The organism is Actinomadura mexicana (assembly GCF_900188105.1).
In the GTDB taxonomy this organism is placed as follows: domain Bacteria; phylum Actinomycetota; class Actinomycetes; order Streptosporangiales; family Streptosporangiaceae; genus Spirillospora; species Spirillospora mexicana.
On the sequence record NZ_FZNP01000015.1, the window covers coordinates 45,682 to 64,546 of the forward strand.

The window sequence follows — 18,865 nt, forward strand, 5'->3', positions numbered from 1 at the left end:
GACTTCCCTGTGCGCTGGCATGGCCGGCCGAAGGCCAGGTTACGCCCTGGTGAGAGCGTCGCGGTGTGGTCGCGCCGGTCAGTCGTCCACCATAGATTGTGCCGCTGCCGTCGATCGTTGAGAGCGGGACGCTGATTCACCCGTCCGGGGGAACCACTTAACCCCTCGTGGGCGATCTGCGGTATTCGCAGGCCAGGCAATCTATGCATATGGCGATCAAGCTGATTCACAAGGTCCCGGCCACCAGCGACACCGAACGGCCGGCTCCCCGCTGGGCTCTGCGGCTGGCCTACGCGCTGCCGCTGCTGTTGCTGCCCTCGTGCCTGTGGCGGCTGCCGTTCGCGTTCCACTTCCCGATGGGACAGGTCCAGGACACCAGCCTGCCCCGTCTGGCGATCTCCATCCCGTACGTGTTCGGGCTCAGCATCCTGACCGAGGCCTCAGCGCTGGCGGCGATCGGCCTGGTCAGTCGGTGGGGTGAAGTGCTCCCAGCCTGGGTCCCGATCGTCGGCGGCAGGCGCGTCCCGCCGATGCTGGTGGTCATCCCCGCCGCGCTCGGCGGACTGGTCATGACGGTCGTGACGGTAATGATGGGACTCACCCGGTTTGGAGTCATCGACGGGACCCCGTACGAGAACATCTGGTGGGAGGCGTTGGCCGAGACCGCCATCACCCCGATCGCTGCGTGGGGACCGATCTTGCTCGCCCTGACCGCCGCCTACCACCTGCGCCGCCGCCAGCCCGCCCCCACCGGGTGTCGGTGAAAATCATCAACGAACGTGGTCGCTACACGCGGGCGAATCCAAACGGCGTTCGATCACAGTCACGCCCTGGTGCTCATCACCAAACAGCCTTGGAAGCTCCGGCGTCGACTCGTCAGGGCGGCGGCGCGCCCCTGCGGGGAGCGGTCCGGGCGGGGCCGGCGGGCGTGGCACGGCGCGCGGCCCTGCGCGGCCGTCCGGTGACCGGCGTCCACGCCGCACGCTCCGGCCGACCTGGCGCGGTACCGCGCAGCGGCCTGAGCGCCGCGGCCCCTTGACACCAGTGACCTGGTGATCGGGGCTCCCGAGTCTCGGACGAGCAAGCGCACCGTGAGTTTCCCAGCGGGCCTCGTCCCGTTGATCCGGGAACACCTGCGGCCACCCGTCGCCGAGGATGCGTCGCATCTCGTCTTCGCGGGCCCGAACGGCGGAGTACTGCGGCGGGGCAACTTCCGGCGGGCGTCCCGGTGGGCCCTGGCCGTGGAAACAGCTCGCCCGCCACACGGCGCTCACACCCGCACAGGTGGCCTCTCCCCTGGCCGGACGGCCCTACGACCTCAGCCACAGCGGCGTCACGCTCGGCCTCAACGCCGGCGTTCCGGCGCCCGAGGTCGCCCGCCGCGCCGGGCACGGCGTCGACGTGCTGCTACGGGTCTACGCCGGGTGCATCGACGGCCATGATCACATGAGGAACGGCCGTATCGAGGACGCGCTCAAGGACGACGACTAGGCGCGTCCAGCATCGAGACCACGCTCCCCCCACACCGGTCACTGCTGCGTGGAGTTCGGCCCGCGCGGCGAATGAGTCCGGCGTCCGCCTCCAGCGTCTTCAGCCGGTCTATGGTCATTTCGTCGGAAACGTGCGGGAGGTCCGGGTGGCGGTAGGGCGGGTTCTGGCGGCGGTCGTGCTGGCGGGTGGAATGCTGACAGCGTGCGGGCAGAGCGGCTCCGAGTCGTTGCTGGACGAGCCGACCCTGGTGGTAGGGGTGCGGCCGGACCTGCCGGGGCTGGGGCTGCGGCGACCGGACGGCCGGTTCGAGGGGTTCGACATCGATGTCGCGCGGTACGTGGCGGACCGGCTCGGGAAGAAGGTGCGGTTCGTCCAGGTGCTGGCGTCCGAGCGGATCACGGCGCTGACGTCGGGGCGCGCCGACCTCGTCCTCGCGACCCTGTCGGTCACGCCCGAACGCAAGACGCAGATCGCGTTCGCCGGGCCGTACTACATGTCCTACCAGGACGTGCTGGTCCGGGCCGACGAGCGCGGCGTCAAGGGCGTCCGGGACCTGACCGGGCGCCGGTTCTGCGCCGTCGAGGGGGCCGACCCCATCCAGCGGCTGCTGGCGGTGCACGGCATGACCGCCAGGACCGTCCCCGCCAAGAGCTATGACCAGTGCATGAGCATGATCAAGGGTCGGACGGTGGACGCGATCACGACGAACGACGTCATCCTGGCCGGCCTCGTCCGGCGGGAGGGCCGCGGGTATCGGCTTGTCAACGCGCGGATCAGCGAGCAGAACACCGGCATCGGGCTCCGCCGCGGCGACGTCGAGGGGTGCGAGGCGCTGAACCGGGCGATCACCCGCATGTACCAGGACGGGACGGCGGCGAGGTTGACGCACCGGTGGTTCGGCGGCACCGGGCTGGACCTGTCGATCATCGAGGTGCCGCAGTTCGAGGGGTGCGCCTAGAAGACTGCACGCCCTGCCGTGTTCCGTGACTGTTCCGTGAACACCCGGCAATGGCCGGTAGGAGTGAGGATCTACCGGGTAACAACGAGAACGGCCCCTGACCGCGTTTTAGCTGGTCAGGGGCCGTTCTACATGACGGTGGCGGGTGCAGGGTTCGAACCTGCTTAAACTAAGCCGACGGATTTACAGTCCCACCGCGGGACTCCCCTGATCTGCACTAACGCCGCCCGCCCGTCGAACTTCGGCCCGCATTAGGCACAATCGCCGGAGCCTCACACACCGCTCCGGAGGGCTCACCCGCGCGAACGGCGCCCAAGGTGTGACAGACAGCTTCGCGCGGGTGTGCCCTCCGGCCCGCGGGGGGCTGGGGGCCGCGAGGCCCCCGCTTCACGCTCGCTGAGCCGTCAAAGTCCAAGCAGTCGTACAGACCGCTGCTGTACCCATGCTGTACGGCGGTCCTCCATGCGCTGCGTCAGCACCCAAGCCGAGCGGCTCGGAACCATAGGCCGAAGCCGGCCAAGGTGAGCTCTGGCAGCAGGGCGACAGCGATCGTTCAGTGTCCCCCACCCTCAACCGTGCCTGGGACTGCCGGGCTGCCCGTTGACGACAGCCATGCGGGACTGCCCTGTGGGCAAGGCAACGGGCTGGGTTCTATACGTGATCTCTCGGGATAAAACCACTAGCCTTCACGTATGAGCGTTACTCTGCCCCAGAGCCTCGCCCACGTACTGGATGGTCTCGACTACGTGGGCTCCGATGGCTTGGTGACCGTGGGTGATGCTCCGTCGGATGGTCGGGGGTACATCTGGCATGACTTGGAGCACAAGGTAGGGCTAGACGCTGCCTTTTTCTATGACGGAGTCCCGCTCGTCGGATTCGCTGCCATGGACTCGCAGGTCGATGGCCTCTCCGGTCTACGGAAGCGCTTGTGGAACTATGGTCGGGTTCCACTATTGATCGTTTCCGATTCTGACAGCTCAACTACTGTTTTTAATGCTCTCTCTAACCCCAGAGACGACTCAAACCCGCATGCGAGACCACTCTCGACTGCTTCGCATTCGGAGCGAGCAGAAGAAGTACTCAAAGCATTTGCACGAAAGCAAGTCGAGGCGGGCGTGTTCGCACGTGACCATCTTGCTTCCTACCGCGATAGCCGTCGCGTCGACCGAAGCCTGCTTAAAAATCTTCGATACTTTCGTCAGCGCCATGGGAGAGAGTCGCTTAGGCGTGCTTCGGCCATTGATGACCTGGTCGGCGGGACTCTGATTGTCAGTTACCTAGTTGACCGGCAGGTCCTAGATGCTAGACACCTGTATGAACTAACTGGGACGCAAGACTTCAACTCCTTGTTGATGGGTGGAGTGTCCTCGACTCTGCGACTTTTTGAAGGCCTAGCGCAAAAATTCAATGGCGACGTTTTTGGAGCAATGCCCGACGCCATCATGGCGCTTGATGACGAGGATCTCCAGGCAGCAGCTGCCTTGTTGCGTGGTGACGACCTCGCAACGGGCCAAACATCTCTATGGCCATACGATTTCTCGATCGTTCCACCCGACCTAGTGAGCAGCGTCTACGAGCAACTACTGGAAGACAAGCGAGCGTCAGAGGCTACGCACTATACCCCCAAGTTCCTCGTTAACCTCGTCTTGGATGAACTGCTACCACTCGATTCGGACGATATGCCACGAATAGTGGATCTCGCCTGCGGAAGTGGAGCCTTCATCACCGAAGCTTTTAGACGACTCGTTTACCGACAGAGCAGAGTTAGTTCCACCCTCGGCTACAACCAACTCACCGAAGTACTTCAAAAGCACATATTCGGCATTGATATCAACAAACCAGCGGCTCGGGCTACAGTATTTGGTCTCTATCTCAGCCTACTGGAGCAGGTCGATCCACCGACGATTTGGGACAGTGTCGTCCTGCCCCAGCTTATCGGGAAGAACGTCGTCGTTGCTGACGCATTTGATGATCATGCCCTGTCGGGAGAGACTTTCGACATTGTCGTAAGCAATCCACCCTGGGTGAGTAAGATTACCGGCCCGGCACAACGTTTCCTCAAAGAAAAAGATCGTCATATCGGCGATAAGCAGCTAGCCCAAGCCTTCGTGTGGCTGGCCACGGAGATGCTGAAGCCAGGGGGCTCCCTCGGCCTTGTCATGCCAGCGAAGGCGATGCTTCACAATCGCAGCAAGCCGAATCTTGCTTTTCGGGCTGCCGCCTTCAAAGAGCTAGAGTTCAGGACAGTCGTGGACTTGTCAGCTCTGAGGAAGAACATCTTTGCGCACGCGATTGCACCGACCGCAGTTGTAGTTGCGCGTCGGCCCGATTCAAGAAAGGAAGATAATTCGAGGAGAGCCGATCGGTCCATCCTCCATGTAGCCCCTCATAACCGCACGCTTAATGTAGCCATAGATGGGCTCGTCATTGCACCAGAAGAGATTCGGGCAGTGAGTAGTCTGGCTGCTATCCATCGCCCCGATATCTGGAAAGTTCTGCTATGGGGTTCCGTTCGGGATCTAGAACTGATCGACAAGTTGCGCCTTGAGCATCCCACGCTAGAAAGCGTAGTCGCGGAGAATAACTGGGCTATGGGACAAGGCTTCAAGGATGCGCCCAGGTCTCGCCAGAAGGATGCCAGCGAACTCCGAGGCCTCCCTGAACTCGACTCCAGTTTGATCGATCCGCTGCACGTTTCTTCCTTGCCAACCAAAGTATTTGATCGCCCGACTCTTCACCGGCATTCGCCAGCACTATACAGAGGACCTATGGTTCTCATCCGCCGAACGATGCCGAGGGGCCGCCTTACGGCCGCCTTCTATGAGAATGATGTCGTCTATTCGAGTGACGCGACCGGTATCGCTGGAGCAACGGAAGATAGCTACTTCCTGAAGGCAATAACAGCAGTCCTCGTATCATCGCTTGCCCAGTATTGGCACTTTCTCACCGCCGCCTCCTGGGGCGTAGAACGCGATTCCGTAGACCCCAACGAGTTGCGAACGATGCCAATCGCCAAGCCAGATGAGCATCAGATGCGAGTTCTCGAAGAAATATTCAGTACGCCCGCGCCCTTCGAGGACCTGGCAGAGGACATCGATAACGTCGTCTTCGACATGTACAAGCTCGACGATATGGATAGAGAGCGGGTGCTACAAGGGGTCGTTCAGGGAGTCCGACGCTTCCAGGCAAATGCTCGGGCCGTTCCGACAGTTGATGACGCTACAATCGGTAACTATCGTTCGGTTCTTGCCTCACGTCTATCAGCCAGTCTTCCGGACCTTGTCATCAACACCAGTCACTATTTCGAGACAGGGTACTCGATGGTGTCAGTACATTTTTCGCCAGAATCAAGACAAGCAGGTCTCACCGAACAACCCTCAAGTATCGATTTGGGTCGTTTTACTGACTCCCTTGCCTCAAATGCACGGACGACCGCTGTTATCGCGCAACCTGCAGGCTTCTTTATCGATGGCGACTCGGTTTATATCGTCAAGACTCTCGACCGGGATCGCTGGTCTTATAACGCCGCACTTGACGACGCCGATCGCATCTTCTCGGCCCTAGCTTTTGAGGCGTAGATGCTTGGCGAGATTCTGCCGAACATTCAGGGACGCGCGTCTGTTTGGCTTGCCCGCAAGGCGGCAGCGGACGCCGATTCTCTCCTATACGACCTATTTTCTGGTGCAGCTACTCTTTGGCAGAAAGAGTCGTTCAGTAGCTACAATCATCATGAACGCTCTTGTACGGTCAGACTTTACGCATTCTGCCGTCAAGTAATTTTGGCGGAAAGATACAAGTACGCCCAAGTCAAGCTTTATTATGAGGCGGCTCAGCCCTCTCAAGAGATGTTAGATGGCCTAGCGGATCCTCTCGCGGCGCCTATTCCGGATTTGACCCTTGAAGTAGGGGGCGTTGAGATACGACTGGAAGCGAAAGTGCTGCGGGGTGATCGCTCTTTTGCCCGTCTCTATGTCACCCAAGGAATGGCACGTTTCCTTGATGGACGTTATGGACAGCCGGGCGTGCCTGGTCTCATGGTGGGTTATCTCCAGAGCGGAGATGTTCCAGTTCTTGTCGACTGGATTAACTCGGCCCTCGTCTCGCTCGCACGCAATCCACAGGAGTCGCTGACTTCGCAGGCGAGCACTCACCCACGAGTCTTCGTCCATCACAGTCAACACGCGCCGGATAGTCGACTAATCCACAAGTGGATTGACCTGCGCTGAACCGCCGCTTAGATCGCATACGGCCAGAGGCGGTCGGGCGATCCGGCGCGGCGGGACCGGACGGGACAGGCCGCATGCCCGGCGCGCCGGGGCGGGCGGCCGCCGGCGACCGCGTAGCGGGCGCCCTTGAAGACGTATTGAAAGTCCTCATCCGGCAGGGTGTGATGGCTGCTGACCTGCGGGTTTGGTTGGTGGTGTTGCTCGTCTCGTCGTGAGGGCCTTGGTTGGGGCTCGTGGGTGGTAGAACGCTCGGTTATGGGTGCTGAGCGGCTGGAGGAGATCGGGCGGGAGTTGCGGCGGCTTCGGACCTCGGCGGGGTTGTCGGGGGTCGGCCTGGCGGCTCGGGCTGGGGTTCCTCAGCCGACGGTGTCTCGGGTGGAGACCGGGCGGCGGGTGTCTGATCCTGAGGTGCTTGCCCGGTTGGTCGGGGCTCTGGAGGTTGGGCCGGCTGAGGCCGAGCGGCTGCTGGGTCTGGTTCGTGAGGCTTATGCGGAGACGTCCCGTCGGGTGGATGCGGGGGTTTCGTTCCGGAGCGGGGCCGGTGTGGAGCTGCTTGCGGGGGCTCGGGTTGTCCGGGCGTTTGAGCCTGTGGTGATGCCTCGGCTGTTGTGGACGGCGGAGTATGCGGCTGCGATCGGGGCGGCTGTCGCCGGCGTCTCGGTTCTGGAGGACGAGGGCGGCCGGTTCGTGGTCCTGGTGGCGGAGGCCGTCTTGCGGACGTGGCCGGGGTCGGGTGAGTGCATGGCGGGGCAGCTCGCCCACCTGGCGGAGGTGTCGGGGCGGGCGAACGTGCGGCTCGGGATCGTGCCTGGGGCGGCGGTGTCGCGTGTGCCGCTGCATGGGTTCTCGGTGTACGACGATGCGGCGGTGTCGGTGGAGACGTTCACGCGTGAGTTGACCTTGACCGACGAGGACGAGGTGCGGGCGTACGTGGAGATCTTCGAGGGGTTCGAGCGGGTGGCCGTGTTCGGGGACGAGGCTCGGGCGTTGGTGGAGCGGGCGGCCGGTGATCTGCGGAAAGTTCTGCGCTCTATTCACTGAGCGTATTGAATAGCCCCCTAGACCTGTCATACGCTGCGTGTCCCCCGGGGTGTTCAGCCCCCTAGACGCGCGGGTGGTGATCGACGTGACGCGCTTGTCCCGGCTGTTCGCGGGCCGACCCGAATCGATCAGTGAGGCGAGAGCCTTCGGGCGGGCATTCATCGCCGGCCGTGTCCCGGACGAGGTTGCCGGGCTGGTCGAACTGGTCGTGAGTGAGCTGTGCACGAACGCCGTGGAGCACACGGCCAGCGGGGAGGACGACGGGAACTTCGTCCTCGAACTGGGGTTGCAGGACGGGCATGTCCGGGTGGCCGTGGTCGACATGGGAGCCCCGACGCAACCGACGGTGAACGATGAACCGAGCGGCCCGGATGCCGTATCCGGGCGTGGGCTGTTCCTCGTCGACGCGGTCTCCAAAGCATGGGGCAGCGAACATGTTCGGGTCGGGCGGCGGGTCTGGGCGGACGTCGTCGGCGCGGCGGTGTGAGCGGTCCGCCGATACCGCGTCGTCGGCGGCGGCTGCGCGTTGTCAGCTCCTCAACGGGGCGTGAACTTTCCGGCGCAGTGTCTAGAGTCCTAGACTCCCTGGTGGATGCTGGAGGGGGTGTCATGCCAGGCGAGTTGGAGCGCATCGCGCAGATCGATGACCCATACGAACTGCTTCGGGCTGCTACTGAGCGCTTGGCGGAGGCTCAACAGGAGGTCACCGAACTGGCGCGGCTGCGGCGGCGGCTGATTCAGGACCTGCACGCGCAAGGGATGTCGTACGCGCAGATCGCCCAGGCGGCGGGGCTGAGCCGCGGGCGTATCCATCAGATCCGGCACACGGGGCCGGCACCTGAGGGCGCGTTCCTGGGGGCGGGTGAGGTCACCGTCGTTACTCCCCTGCGTCCTGACCCTGCGAGCGATCGGACGTATGTCGCGCTGGACGACCTGAAGACCGGGCAGCGGCTGGAAGACCTGGCGCGGACGTTCGATCTGACTGTGAAATCCGATCATGTCGGGCTCGATGGCGGGATCGACCTCAACCGCTCCGGGATGCTGGTGATCTGCGGGCCCCGGATGTCCCCCGCGATGCACGAGGCGTACGGCAAGGATCCCGTTCTTGAGTGGGAGCGGGATGAGGTCGGGTGGCTGCTTCGCGACACTCGGACCGGCGAGGGGCACCGGTCCGGACAGGAAGACCGTCCGGCGCGGAACTATGACGTGGGCTATCTGGGGCGGCTGCCTCGGCCGGACGGCAAGGGGAGCTTCCTGGCCATCGCCGGTATCCACCCTGAGGGGTCGCTCGGTGTTGTCCACCTGCTGACCACGGATATCGGGAGCCTGTGGGGGCAGGTCGGCAACGAGCGGTTCTCGGTCGTGGTCGGCACCGAGTACACGGCGGACACCCATGAGCCGGTGCGGACGGAGTTGCTGACCCCGATCTACCGGCACGACGAGGCGCCGACCTGACGAGGAACGTATGCGCGTGCTGATCGCCAGCGAACCGGGACGTCCTGAGCGGGACAACGAGGACTTCGCGGCGGCGGCGCCTGGTTTGCTGCTCGTGGTGGACGGTGCCGGCACTCCGGCGGGTGTCGAGTCGGGGTGTTCGCATTCGGTCGCTTGGTACGCGCGCAACATCGGCGGGCTGCTGCTGGCTGCGGCTGGTGACGTCGCCGTGGGCCTGGACGAGGCGCTCGCGACGAGCATCGACCGCGTGAACGCGTTGCATGCCACGTCGTGCGATCTCGGCCACCCTGGATCGCCCTCGGCGACCGTGGCGCTCGCAAGGGTCCATGACGGGCACCTTGAACACCTGGTGCTCTCGGACTCCGTTCTCGTCCTTGACCGCCTCGACCAGGCGCCGACCGCCGTCAGCGATGATCGGCTCGCCGACGTGATCGCACGGTTGGACGAACCGGGCGGGCCCTGCGGTGTCGGCAGTGACGAGCACGCGAGACGCCTGCGGACGCGGGTCGAACGGCTTGCCTCGTATCGTAATCAGCCGGGCGGTTTCTGGGTGGCGAGCACCAAGCCGGAGGCGGCATACGAGGCGCTGACCGGGTCGACACCGCTCGCCGAGCTGGCGGCGGTCGCGCTACTGAGTGACGGCGCTAGCCGGCTGGTCGACCACTTCCAACTGATGGGCTGGGCGGACTTGCTCGGCATCCTCAGCAAAGACGGGCCGCGAGGACTGATCGCACGAACACGCGAGGTCGAGTCGACCGACCCGGACGGGACCCGGTGGCCCCGCGGCAAGGCATCTGACGATGCCAGCGCCGTCTACTGGACCGTCCAAGACTGAACTTCGAACGAGCTTGTAGACCCCCCCTAGACAGTCGTCACTTCCTCGCCTATGTTCTACGCGTACCCCCCTAGACAGTCCGCTCGCGGATCGGGTCGGATTGAAGTGTCTAGGGGGGTGGACGATAGGAGAAGCTCTTGCGGAACATTCCGGTGGACGTGTCGGCGCTGACGTTCGTCTGCGTCTCGCCGCCTCGTCCCAAGCTGGTCAACCAGGACACGGGGGAGGTGAAGACGGACCGCAACGGGCAGACGGTGTTCACGGTCGGTCTGTCGGCCGCTGACCCGATGGGGCGGGTTGACCTGCTCAACGTCGCGGTGACCGGGGACCAGTCGATCACGCTCGGGGAGGTCGTTACACCGGTCGGGCTGGTCGCCTTCCCCTGGGAGGCGGTTCTCGGCGGTGAGAAGCGGTGGGGAGTTGCCTACCGGGCTGAGCGGATCGCCCCCCTGTCGGCCGTTCCGGCCTCGGACTCGTCCGCTCCGGCGGGCGTGGCCTGAACGGCGGCCCGGTCGTGAACGACTCGCTTCTGGTGCTCGGGGTCCTGGCCGCTGCGGCGGCCGGGCTCTGGGCCTGGCGCCGGTTCCACCCGGTGTCGTTCTGGTACGGCATCGGCTTCCCGCTCCGGGCGGTGCTGGTGTACCTGACGTGGCATCACGTCGCCTCGGGCTGCAAGCTGACCCGCAACCGGCGCCGGTTCCGCCTCACCCTGGACGCTCTCCCCGTGGTCGGGCCCGCCTCGCGTTCGGCGGCGACGGTGGTCGAGCACAAGCGGCGGGTGCGGCGGGTCGACGTCGAGCGCTCGCCCCGGCTGGGCATCCTGCGGCCGACTCGGCTGGGGTGGCGGATGCGGCTGCGCCTGCACGACGGGCAAGTCCCCGCCGACTACGAGAAAGCCGCGGAGGGCATCGCGCACGCCTGGCGCGTCCATTCGGTCCGGGTGGTCGATGTGCGGCCGGGCTCAGTGACGCTGTGGGCGACAATGCGTGATCCGCTGGTCGAGGTGGTCACCACTCCGGAGACCGGTGAGCTGCTGACCGTGCGGCCGGGGAAGCTGGAGAACGGCCGTGACTGGGTGATCGACTTCCGCGCCGTGCCGCACTGGCTGAACGTCGGCGCGACCCAGTCCGGTAAGTCGAACCTGGCCAACGCCCTGCTCAAGGGCTTGGCGCCGCAACCGGTCGCCCTGGTCGGCTTCGACCTCAAAGGCGGTGTCGAGTTCACCCCGTACGCGCCTCGACTTTCGGCCTTGGCGACCACCCGCAAAGAGTCGGTCGATCTGCTCGTCGACCTGGTGGGCGAAGTCGAGAACCGCATGGCGCTCTGCCGGGCGCATGGTGCGCGGAACGTGTGGACGCTGCCGGAGGATCTGCGGCCGGTGCCCGTCGTGGTCCTGGTCGACGAGGTCGCCGAACTGTTCCTCATGGCCGACAAGTCTGAGAAGGACGAGGTGGCCAAGACCGCTACCGCGCTGCTGCGGGTGGCCCAGCTCGGGCGGGCGTTCGCGGTCTACCTGGTCGTGTGCGGGCAACGCGTCGGCTCCGACCTCGGCCCCGGCGTCACCGCCCTACGCGCCCAGTTGTCAGGGCGGGTGTGCCACCACGTCAACGACCCGGAGACGGCGAACATGGCGCTCGGCGACCTCGACCCCGCCGCCCTGGACGCCGCCCGCGCCATCCCCGCCGAAACCCCAGGCGTGTGCATCGTCGCCGGACAAGACGGCTCATGGCACCGGGCCCGGTCGGTCTACGTCCCCGAGAGCGAAGCCGAGCAAGCCGCACGCGACTCCGCGCACCTGACCCCTGACTGGGAGACCCTCGTCGGCTCCGCCCCGGTCGTCCGCCCCGCCGCGTAGACAGCTCTCTTCCCCCCTTCCCGGCTCGGCGTGAGCCCTGATCACGCCACGTCCCTACCGCCCCATGCCCGAAACCCGTCCCTGGAGGCTGCCCGATGGTCGCCCGCGTCCGTCCCCTTCGTCCGCGCCCTCGTCCCCGGTTCGTCGCCGTCCCGTCCCCCTCGTCCCCGTCCTCGCCCTCGTCCCGGGTGGCGTCGGTGTCGTCCTGGGACGTGTGGCCGGTCGGGATCGAGTGGGACGAGTTCCGCTCACTGCACATCGCCCGCTGCCAGCAGTGCGCCGACTCGTTCGCCTCCTCGTCCTCGACGGAAGCCGACGACTGGACCGACTTCCACCGCTGTGACCCCGAACTGGTCGCGCTGCTCGCGCTTGTCACCAGCGGGCGGGCGGCGTGATGCGGCGGCTCGCCGGGGCGGTGGCCGATTCGGGGCCGGTGGTGGTGCTGGCCGGGATCGCGGCGGCAGGCTCGTTCACCCACATCCGCGACACCGCGACCGAGCATGGTCAAGACGGGTGGATGGCCTGGGCCATCGCGGTCTGCATCGACCTGACATGCGTCATGGCGGCGGGCGAGCGCCAGCGGGACAAGAGCACCGGACGGGAGACGGGGCGGCTGTCATGGCCCACCGTCGTCCTGGTCGGCGGAATCCTGCTGTCCCTGGCTGCCAACCTCGCACAGGCCGATCCCTCGGTGTGGGGCTGGATCACCGCAGGGACTCCGGCGGGCGCGTTCCTGGTCGCGGTGTCGATGCTGGAGCGCCGAAAGGCCGGCACCCGGGCGGCGGCTCGCACCTCGCCCGTCCCTGAGTCCTTCGGCCGTCCCAACCCGGCCCCGGTCGTCTCGTCCGCGTCCGGCTCGTCCTCGCCGCCGTCCCCGTGGGTGGTCTGGGAGGACGAACACCCAACCGTCGCCGACGTCGTCCCCGCTGCCCAGGACGGACCCCGCGACCACGACGAGCAGGACGGCCAGACCTCCATCCTCGTCCCCGCCGAACAGTCCCCCGCGTCGCCGTCCGCCCCGCTGCCCGCCCCGTCCTCGGGTGCAGCGGGCCCGCTGGTCGACTTCGCCCGCCGCGTCGCTGCCGAACACGAAAGCCGCCACGGGCGCCCGATCACCCGTGACGCGCTGCGCGCACGGCTTGGCGTCTCCAACCAACTCGCCTCAGACCTGCTCCGCCAACTGCGCACCGAACGGCCCCACACAACCGCGTCCGTCGCCTGACCACTGGAGGAACCAGCCATGACCTCGCCCGCCGAACTGACCGGCCGGACCTCTCTGCCGGTGCCTGGTGACCTGTTCGCCCGCCACCAGACCATCACCGGCCTGCGCGCCCTGGCCGACTTCCTGGAAGCCAACCCGGCCGTTCCGGTCAAGGAGTACGGCGGGGACTACCACGTCTTCACCAACGAGGGAGACGACGCTGCCGGGGTCGCCCTGGTCGACCAGGCCGCCGCGCTCCTGGGCGTCCCGATCTACGACAACCGCTCCCACGGCGGCCACTACGGCGCTCACAAGTCCTTCGGCCGCATCTCCTACCGCATCGTCCACATCCCCGACCGCCAGATGAACGAGCACCACGCCCACATGAGCTACCGCGACAACATCCGCCTCGACCCCGAGCAGTCGGCCTAATGACCGCCGACCAGCGCTCGACTCCGTCCCTTGTAATCGCCCCGTCCGCCTGGCTGTTCGCGGGCTGGAAGTGCGGGACGTGCGGCGGGGGCGGGGTCGCCTCCGACGGGTCCACCTGCCCCGACTGCAACGGCCACGGCCACACCTGACAGAAGGGGCACCCGATGTTCCTGCGCCGCTGCGCCTTCTGCTGCTTCTGGCTGGTCCTGGGCCTGTTCGTCATCCGGCAGCCCGAATCCGCCGCGCACGCCATTCGCGCTCTCTTCGAGGGCCTGGCCCTACTCGCCGACGCGCTCTCGCTGCTGGTGTCGGCGTTCTAGCTCCGCCCCCGGCGCGGCCACAAGCCGCCAAGCAAGAGCGCCGCGCCGGGGGCCCATCCCCACCAACCGCTTGAACGGATAGGGAGACCCGTCCATCGTGCCGCAAGCTGCTCCACACGTCTCCGAGATCGCCGCGCGGGACATGGCCACGCGGTTCAACCGCCGCGACTTCCGCCGATGGGCCGCCCGCGCACACTCCACCGGAGGATGCGCCCAACCCGTCCACCTCCGCGGCCGCGTCACCCACCTGGACCCCCAAACCGGCGAGATCCTCCGCCACTACTCCACCGCTCAGGAACCGGGCGGGGCTCTGCGGGTGGCCTGCAAAACCCGGCGCGCGTCCCGGTGCCCGGCGTGCGCCGAGACCTACCGCGCCGACACCTACCAACTCGTCCGGGCCGGGCTCGTCGGCGGCAAGGGAGTACCGGACACCGTCACCCAGCATCCGGCGGCGTTCGTCACGCTCACCGCGCCCTCGTTCGGGCCGGTCCACTCCCGCCGCACCGGCAAGGCCGGCGGCGTGGTCGCATGCCGTCCTCGACGCGACGGCGGAGCCTGTTCGCACGGGCGGCCGGTCTCCTGCACCGTCCGGCACGGGGACGCAGACCCGCGCCTCGGTCAACCCATCTGCCCGGACTGCTTCGACTACGCGGGCGCGGTGCTGTGGAATGCCCACGCTCCCGAACTGTGGCGCCGGTTCACCCTGGCCTTCCGCCGGTACGTCGCCCGGTCGGCGGGCCTGCGAGTCGCCGACCTGCGGGACGTGCTCACGGTGTCGTTCGCCAAGGTCGCCGAATACCAGCGGCGCGGCCTGGTCCACTTCCACGCCGTGATTCGGCTGGACGGTCCCGGCGGCCCTGACGCGCAACCGCCCGCTTGGGCAACCCTCGCCCTCCTCGAAGCGGCCGTAGACCATGCGGCGGGCGCGGTCACCGTCTCTACTCCGGCGGCGGGCGGTGTCCCGGCCCTGACGCACGTGTGGGGCTCACAGGTCGACGTTCGACCGATCACCACCACAGGGGAACTCACCGATACCGCCGTGGCGGGCTACATCGCCAAATACGCCACCAAAGCCGCCGAATGCGTCGGCACCCTCGACCGCCGCATCCGCCCCACCGACGAACTGACCGACCTACCCGTCAGCGGCCACGCGCGGCGACTCATCGCCGAATGCCTCCGTCTGGGTGCCGTCGAGGAGTACGCGGCGCTGCGGCTGACCGAGTGGGCTCACATGCTCGGCTTCCGCGGCCACTTCTCCACCAAGTCACGCCGGTACTCCACCACCCTCGGCGCACTCCGCCAAGCACGTATCGACCACAACCAGCACCAACACGACGACATCACCACCGGACGCCTCCCCTTCGACGACGACCGGGTCCTCGTCGTCGCCCACTGGCGCTACCTCGGCCAAGGCATGACACCCGGCGAAGCACTCCTCACCGCCGCACTCACCGGCAAGCCCATGCCGCCCCTCAACCCGAACGATCACGCGCAAGGGAGCCTCGCTTGACCGCGTCCACCGCCCGGGACCAGCTCACCGTCTCGCAACTCTGCGAGGAGCTCCAGATCTCCCGGTCCACGTTCTACGAGTGGCGGCAGAAGGGCCGCGCGCCCGTCTGCCTGGTGCTGCCGAATGGCAGCCTTCGCATCCGGCGACGTGACCTTGACCGGTGGCTGGCTACCTGCGAAGAGGCCGCCTGATGGACGACACCACATACGACGTCGTTGTCCACCAGACCGAGGTCTACAAGGGCAAGCGCACCACCAGCTACATCGTCCGGTGGAAGGTCGGTAAGAAGCGGTGGAAGGAGTCGCTTCGCAACAAGGCCCAGGCGGACAGCTTCCGGTCCTCTCTGGTCAGTGCAGCTCGCAAGGGCGAAGCGTTTAGCCTCAAGACCGGTCGCCCGGTGTCGTGGCAGCGCGACGAGGACGCGATCACCTGGTACGCCTTCTCGGTCGACTATTGCGCCGCGAAGTGGCCGTACGCCTCACCCAACCATCGGCGGGGCATCGCTGAGGCCCTGACGGATGCGACGGAAGTGCTGCTTACCTCGTCCAAAGGTGCCCCGGCGGGGGCGCTCCTGCGTGAGGCTCTGCGGGGCTGGGCGTACAGCGGACTTCACCAGAACGGGGGCGAGCCGCCTGAGCATCTGCTCCCCGCGCTGCGCTGGCTGGAGCGGAACACGATCGACCTGCGGGATCTGACACCAGATCGGCAGGGCTCGCAGCTCGCGCGCCAGGTGCTCGACCGGCTGAGCAGGAAGCAAGACGGGTCACCGGCCGCCGGCAGTACGGCGACCAGGAAGCGGGCGACGTTCAACAACGCCATGGAGTTCGCCTGTGAGCGGCGCATCCTGCCGGTCAACCCGCTGACCCTGGTGAAGTGGACTCGGCCTCGGGTGGCGCAGACGCTAGACCTGCGGGTGGTCGCCAACCCCGACCAGGCGCGGCGGCTCCTCGAGGCCGTCCGGGCCCAGGGCAAGCGCGGTGAGCGCATGGTGGGGTTCTACGCCGTCATGTACTACGCCGCGCTCCGGCCAGAGGAAGCGGTGGACCTGCGACGGGATCACCTGGTGAGCCTGCCCGACGACGGATGGGGCGAGATGCGGCTGACACACGCTGAGCCTCGCAGCGGTTCCCGGTGGACCAACAGCGGGAAGCCGCGGGACAAGCAGCCGCTCAAGCACCGGGCCCCCGGCGAGACCCGGTCGGTCCCCATCCATCCCGAACTAGTGACGCTGCTGCGCCACCACATCAAGGCTTTCAACATCCAGCCGGAGGGGCGTCTGTTCGTCGGGCCGCGGGGTGGGATCATGACCGACCGGACGTACCTCGGCATGTGGCACAAGGCCCGTCAGAAGGCGCTCAACCCCCATGAGGCAGCCTCACCCCTGGCCGAGACTCCGTACGCCCTCCGGCATGCGGCCGTCTCCACATGGCTTGGCGCCGGGGTGCCGGCGGCTCAGGTGGCCGAGTGGGCCGGGCATAGCGTCGCCGTCCTGCTGCGGGTGTACGCCAAGTGCGTGGCCGGGCAGGAGGAGGACGCCAAGCGGCGAATTGCTGAGGCGACCAGGCCAAAGGACGGCTGAAACTTCGGCCCGTATTTGGCCCGGACGCTCGTAGAGGGCCACTCACAGCCCGATACAGCCGGACACAACGAGAACAGCCCCCGACCGGGTTACGCCTGGTCAGGGGCTGTTTCACGTGGTGTGGCGGGTGCAGGGTTCGAACCTGCGTAGGCTAAGCCGACGGATTTACAGTCCGCTCCCATTGGCCACTCGGGCAACCCGCCGTGGTGTTTCGCTGGAAAGGATAGCGGACCGTCGGGGTGGGTGTGACATCGAGGCGGGGCATGCAGGGCGTGGGGAGTCGATACGCTCTGTAGATCGTGATGCTGCTGCTGAGGGGATGTGTGGGCGATGGCCGACTCGTCGTTTGACATCGTGTCGAAGCTCGACCGGCAGGAGGTCGACAACGCGTTGAACCAGGCCGCCAAGGAGGTGGCGAACCGGTTCGACTTCCGGAACGTGGACGCGGGGATCAAGTGGTCCGGGGAGTCGATCGAGATCCAGGCGAACACCGAGGAGCGGGCGAACGCCGTGCTGGACGTGCTGAGGGACAAGCTCGTCAAGCGGGGGATCTCGCTGAAGGCGATCGACGCGGGTGAGCCGAAGCTGTCGGGCAAGGTGTACAAGCTGGGCGTCGGCCTGAAGGAGGGCATCGCCCAGGAGGACGCGAAGAAGATCGGCAAGATCATCCGGGATGAGGGGCCGAAGGGCGTGAAGGCCCAGGTCCAGGGGGACGAACTGCGGGTCAGCTCGAAGAAGAAGGACGACCTCCAGCAGGTCATCACCCTGTTGAAGGGCAAGGACCTCGAGGTCGCGCTGCAGTTCGTGAACTACCGGTAGGACGAGGGGAGCGCGCCGGCCCCATCCCCCGCAGAAGTGGCCGGCGCGCTCTTGGTTGTTATGACGCGGCTGCGCCCGGAGTGGTTCGGCCGAATTCCGCGGGGTCGTGAGGACGCGGGCCACGGGCGCGACGGTGAAGAATCCCGGGCGGTGATCGCGCCGCGTTCGATCTTGCGGAGGGTGGGCGGGAGATGGCCGGCGCGGCGGCCCCGTGCGCCGTCTCGGCACCTCTGGCGGCGCCTTAGCGGCGGCCGGCCATGCGTTCCAGGCGGGCGATGCGGTCGGCGGTCGGGGGGTGGGTGGAGAAGAGCTTGCCTATGCCGGCGCCCTGGAAGGGGTTGGCGATCATGAGTGAGCTGGTGGTGGCGAGTTCGGGGTCCTGCGGCAGGGGGAGCGCGCGGGTGCCGGCGTCGATCTTCCGGAGGGCGGAGGCCAGGGCCAGGGGGTCGCCGGTCAGGAGGGCGCCTGCGGCGTCGGCGGAGTACTCGCGGGTCCGGCTGATGGCCATCTGGACGACGGCGGCGGCGACCGGGCCGAGGATCAGCATCAGGAGGGCGCCGAGGATGCCGGGGCCGTCGTCGTCCTCGGACCGTCCGATCGGCAGGAAGATCGCCAGGTGGGACAGGTAGGTGATGACGGTGGCGATGGCCGCGGCGACGGAGGAGATGAGGATGTCGCGGCTGTAGACGTGGGACAGCTCGTGGCCGAGGACGGCGCGCAGCTCGCGCTCGTCCAGCATCCGGAGGATGCCGCGGGTGCAGCAGACGGCGGCGTTGCGCGGGTTGCGGCCGGTGGCGAACGCGTTGGGCTGGCGGGTCTCGGAGACGTACAGGCGCGGCATGGGCTGGCGGGCCGAGGTCGACAGCTCCCGGACGAGCCGGTACAGCACCGGCGCCTCGACCTCGCCGACCGGGTGGGCGCGCATCGAGCGCAGCGCGATCCGGTCGCTGAAGAAGAACGCGACGCCGTTGGTTCCGAGGGCGATGACCAGCGCGATCGTCAGGCCGGCCGCGCCGCCGAACGTCCAGCCGACGACCAGCATCAGTGCCGACAGCGAAGCGATCAGTGCTGCCGTCTTGACGCCGTTGAACCGCACCTGCATTGCCTCCCCGTCGACTCCGGCATGAACATCAACGGTTTGAC

Annotated in this window: 21 protein-coding genes and 1 tRNA gene; 20 read left to right on the plus strand and 2 right to left on the minus strand. The window is 66.7% G+C overall.

All coding sequences use genetic code 11. The features are described 5' to 3' along the window. Positions 1-209 precede the first annotated feature (209 nt). From CHC11_RS31170 to CHC11_RS42970, 19 genes are all read left to right on the plus strand, one after another. Positions 210-764, plus strand: coding sequence for a hypothetical protein (locus tag CHC11_RS31170; protein WP_089315563.1), 555 nt, complete (start codon positions 210-212; stop codon positions 762-764). Between the two features lie 520 nt (positions 765-1,284). Continuing rightward, positions 1,285-1,491 (plus strand): site-specific integrase, encoded by a 207-nt coding sequence (locus CHC11_RS31175; protein ID WP_342750018.1) that lies wholly within the window; start codon positions 1,285-1,287, stop codon positions 1,489-1,491. Between the two features lie 145 nt (positions 1,492-1,636). Beyond that, complete coding sequence (locus tag CHC11_RS31180; protein ID WP_245919989.1) at positions 1,637-2,449, plus strand: transporter substrate-binding domain-containing protein; 813 nt, start codon at positions 1,637-1,639, stop codon at positions 2,447-2,449. A 692-nt stretch (positions 2,450-3,141) separates the two neighbouring features. Then, positions 3,142-6,027 (plus strand): HsdM family class I SAM-dependent methyltransferase, encoded by a 2,886-nt coding sequence (locus CHC11_RS31185; protein ID WP_089315440.1) that lies wholly within the window; start codon positions 3,142-3,144, stop codon positions 6,025-6,027. Continuing rightward, positions 6,028-6,675, plus strand: a complete 648-nt coding sequence (locus CHC11_RS40710) for a hypothetical protein (RefSeq protein ID WP_143227395.1) — start codon at positions 6,028-6,030, stop codon at positions 6,673-6,675. Positions 6,676-6,930: 255 nt separating this feature from the next. Next, complete coding sequence (locus tag CHC11_RS31190; RefSeq protein ID WP_089315441.1) at positions 6,931-7,716, plus strand: Scr1 family TA system antitoxin-like transcriptional regulator; 786 nt, start codon at positions 6,931-6,933, stop codon at positions 7,714-7,716. Between the two features lie 76 nt (positions 7,717-7,792). Next, positions 7,793-8,203 (plus strand): ATP-binding protein, encoded by a 411-nt coding sequence (locus tag CHC11_RS31195; protein WP_089315565.1) that lies wholly within the window; start codon positions 7,793-7,795, stop codon positions 8,201-8,203. A 122-nt stretch (positions 8,204-8,325) separates the two neighbouring features. Next, positions 8,326-9,171, plus strand: a complete 846-nt coding sequence (locus CHC11_RS31200) for a sigma-70 RNA polymerase sigma factor region 4 domain-containing protein (RefSeq protein ID WP_089315442.1) — start codon at positions 8,326-8,328, stop codon at positions 9,169-9,171. Between the two features lie 10 nt (positions 9,172-9,181). Beyond that, complete coding sequence (locus CHC11_RS31205) at positions 9,182-10,006, plus strand: protein phosphatase 2C domain-containing protein (protein WP_089315443.1); 825 nt, start codon at positions 9,182-9,184, stop codon at positions 10,004-10,006. A 137-nt stretch (positions 10,007-10,143) separates the two neighbouring features. Next, positions 10,144-10,506, plus strand: a complete 363-nt coding sequence (locus CHC11_RS31210) for an SCO3933 family regulatory protein (protein ID WP_089315444.1) — start codon at positions 10,144-10,146, stop codon at positions 10,504-10,506. Between the two features lie 14 nt (positions 10,507-10,520). After that, entirely contained in the window at positions 10,521-11,861 is a 1,341-nt protein-coding gene (locus CHC11_RS31215) for an FtsK/SpoIIIE domain-containing protein (protein WP_089315445.1), read from the plus strand. A 95-nt stretch (positions 11,862-11,956) separates the two neighbouring features. After that, positions 11,957-12,256, plus strand: a complete 300-nt coding sequence (locus CHC11_RS31220) for a hypothetical protein (RefSeq protein WP_089315446.1) — start codon at positions 11,957-11,959, stop codon at positions 12,254-12,256. Further along, complete coding sequence (locus CHC11_RS31225) at positions 12,256-13,083, plus strand: DUF2637 domain-containing protein (RefSeq protein WP_089315447.1); 828 nt, start codon at positions 12,256-12,258, stop codon at positions 13,081-13,083. The genes CHC11_RS31220 and CHC11_RS31225 overlap by 1 nt, the downstream gene beginning before the upstream one ends. Positions 13,084-13,101: 18 nt before the next feature. Continuing rightward, positions 13,102-13,494: a hypothetical protein gene (locus CHC11_RS31230; protein WP_089315448.1), complete on the plus strand. Its 393-nt coding sequence runs from the start codon at positions 13,102-13,104 to the stop codon at positions 13,492-13,494. Beyond that, positions 13,494-13,643 carry a hypothetical protein gene (locus tag CHC11_RS41710; protein ID WP_179279097.1) on the plus strand — a complete coding sequence of 50 codons (150 nt, stop codon included), beginning with the start codon at positions 13,494-13,496 and terminating at the stop codon, positions 13,641-13,643. Before CHC11_RS31230 ends, CHC11_RS41710 begins: the two co-directional genes overlap by 1 nt. A gap of 15 nt (positions 13,644-13,658) precedes the next feature. After that, positions 13,659-13,814 carry a hypothetical protein gene (locus CHC11_RS41715; protein WP_179279098.1) on the plus strand — a complete coding sequence of 52 codons (156 nt, stop codon included), beginning with the start codon at positions 13,659-13,661 and terminating at the stop codon, positions 13,812-13,814. 142 nt (positions 13,815-13,956) lie between these two features. Further along, entirely contained in the window at positions 13,957-15,324 is a 1,368-nt protein-coding gene (locus CHC11_RS42960; protein WP_245920014.1) for a replication initiator, read from the plus strand. Next, entirely contained in the window at positions 15,321-15,515 is a 195-nt protein-coding gene (locus tag CHC11_RS42965) for a helix-turn-helix domain-containing protein (RefSeq protein ID WP_245919990.1), read from the plus strand. Before CHC11_RS42960 ends, CHC11_RS42965 begins: the two co-directional genes overlap by 4 nt. Beyond that, positions 15,515-16,903 (plus strand): tyrosine-type recombinase/integrase, encoded by a 1,389-nt coding sequence (locus CHC11_RS42970; RefSeq protein WP_089315449.1) that lies wholly within the window; start codon positions 15,515-15,517, stop codon positions 16,901-16,903. The genes CHC11_RS42965 and CHC11_RS42970 overlap by 1 nt, the downstream gene beginning before the upstream one ends. 121 nt (positions 16,904-17,024) lie before the next feature. On the opposite strand, the gene CHC11_RS31245 is transcribed toward CHC11_RS42970, so the two are convergent. Then, positions 17,025-17,106 (minus strand) — tRNA-Tyr (locus tag CHC11_RS31245). A 127-nt stretch (positions 17,107-17,233) separates the two neighbouring features. On the opposite strand from CHC11_RS31245, the gene CHC11_RS31250 reads away from it, so the two are divergent. Beyond that, positions 17,234-17,722 carry a YajQ family cyclic di-GMP-binding protein gene (locus tag CHC11_RS31250; RefSeq protein ID WP_089315450.1) on the plus strand — a complete coding sequence of 163 codons (489 nt, stop codon included), beginning with the start codon at positions 17,234-17,236 and terminating at the stop codon, positions 17,720-17,722. A gap of 241 nt (positions 17,723-17,963) precedes the next feature. Here the strand turns inward: CHC11_RS31250 and htpX are convergent, their stop codons facing one another. Further along, positions 17,964-18,818, minus strand: coding sequence for a zinc metalloprotease HtpX (htpX, locus tag CHC11_RS31255; RefSeq protein ID WP_218826333.1), 855 nt, complete (start codon positions 18,816-18,818; stop codon positions 17,964-17,966). Between the last annotated feature and the right edge of the window lie 47 nt (positions 18,819-18,865).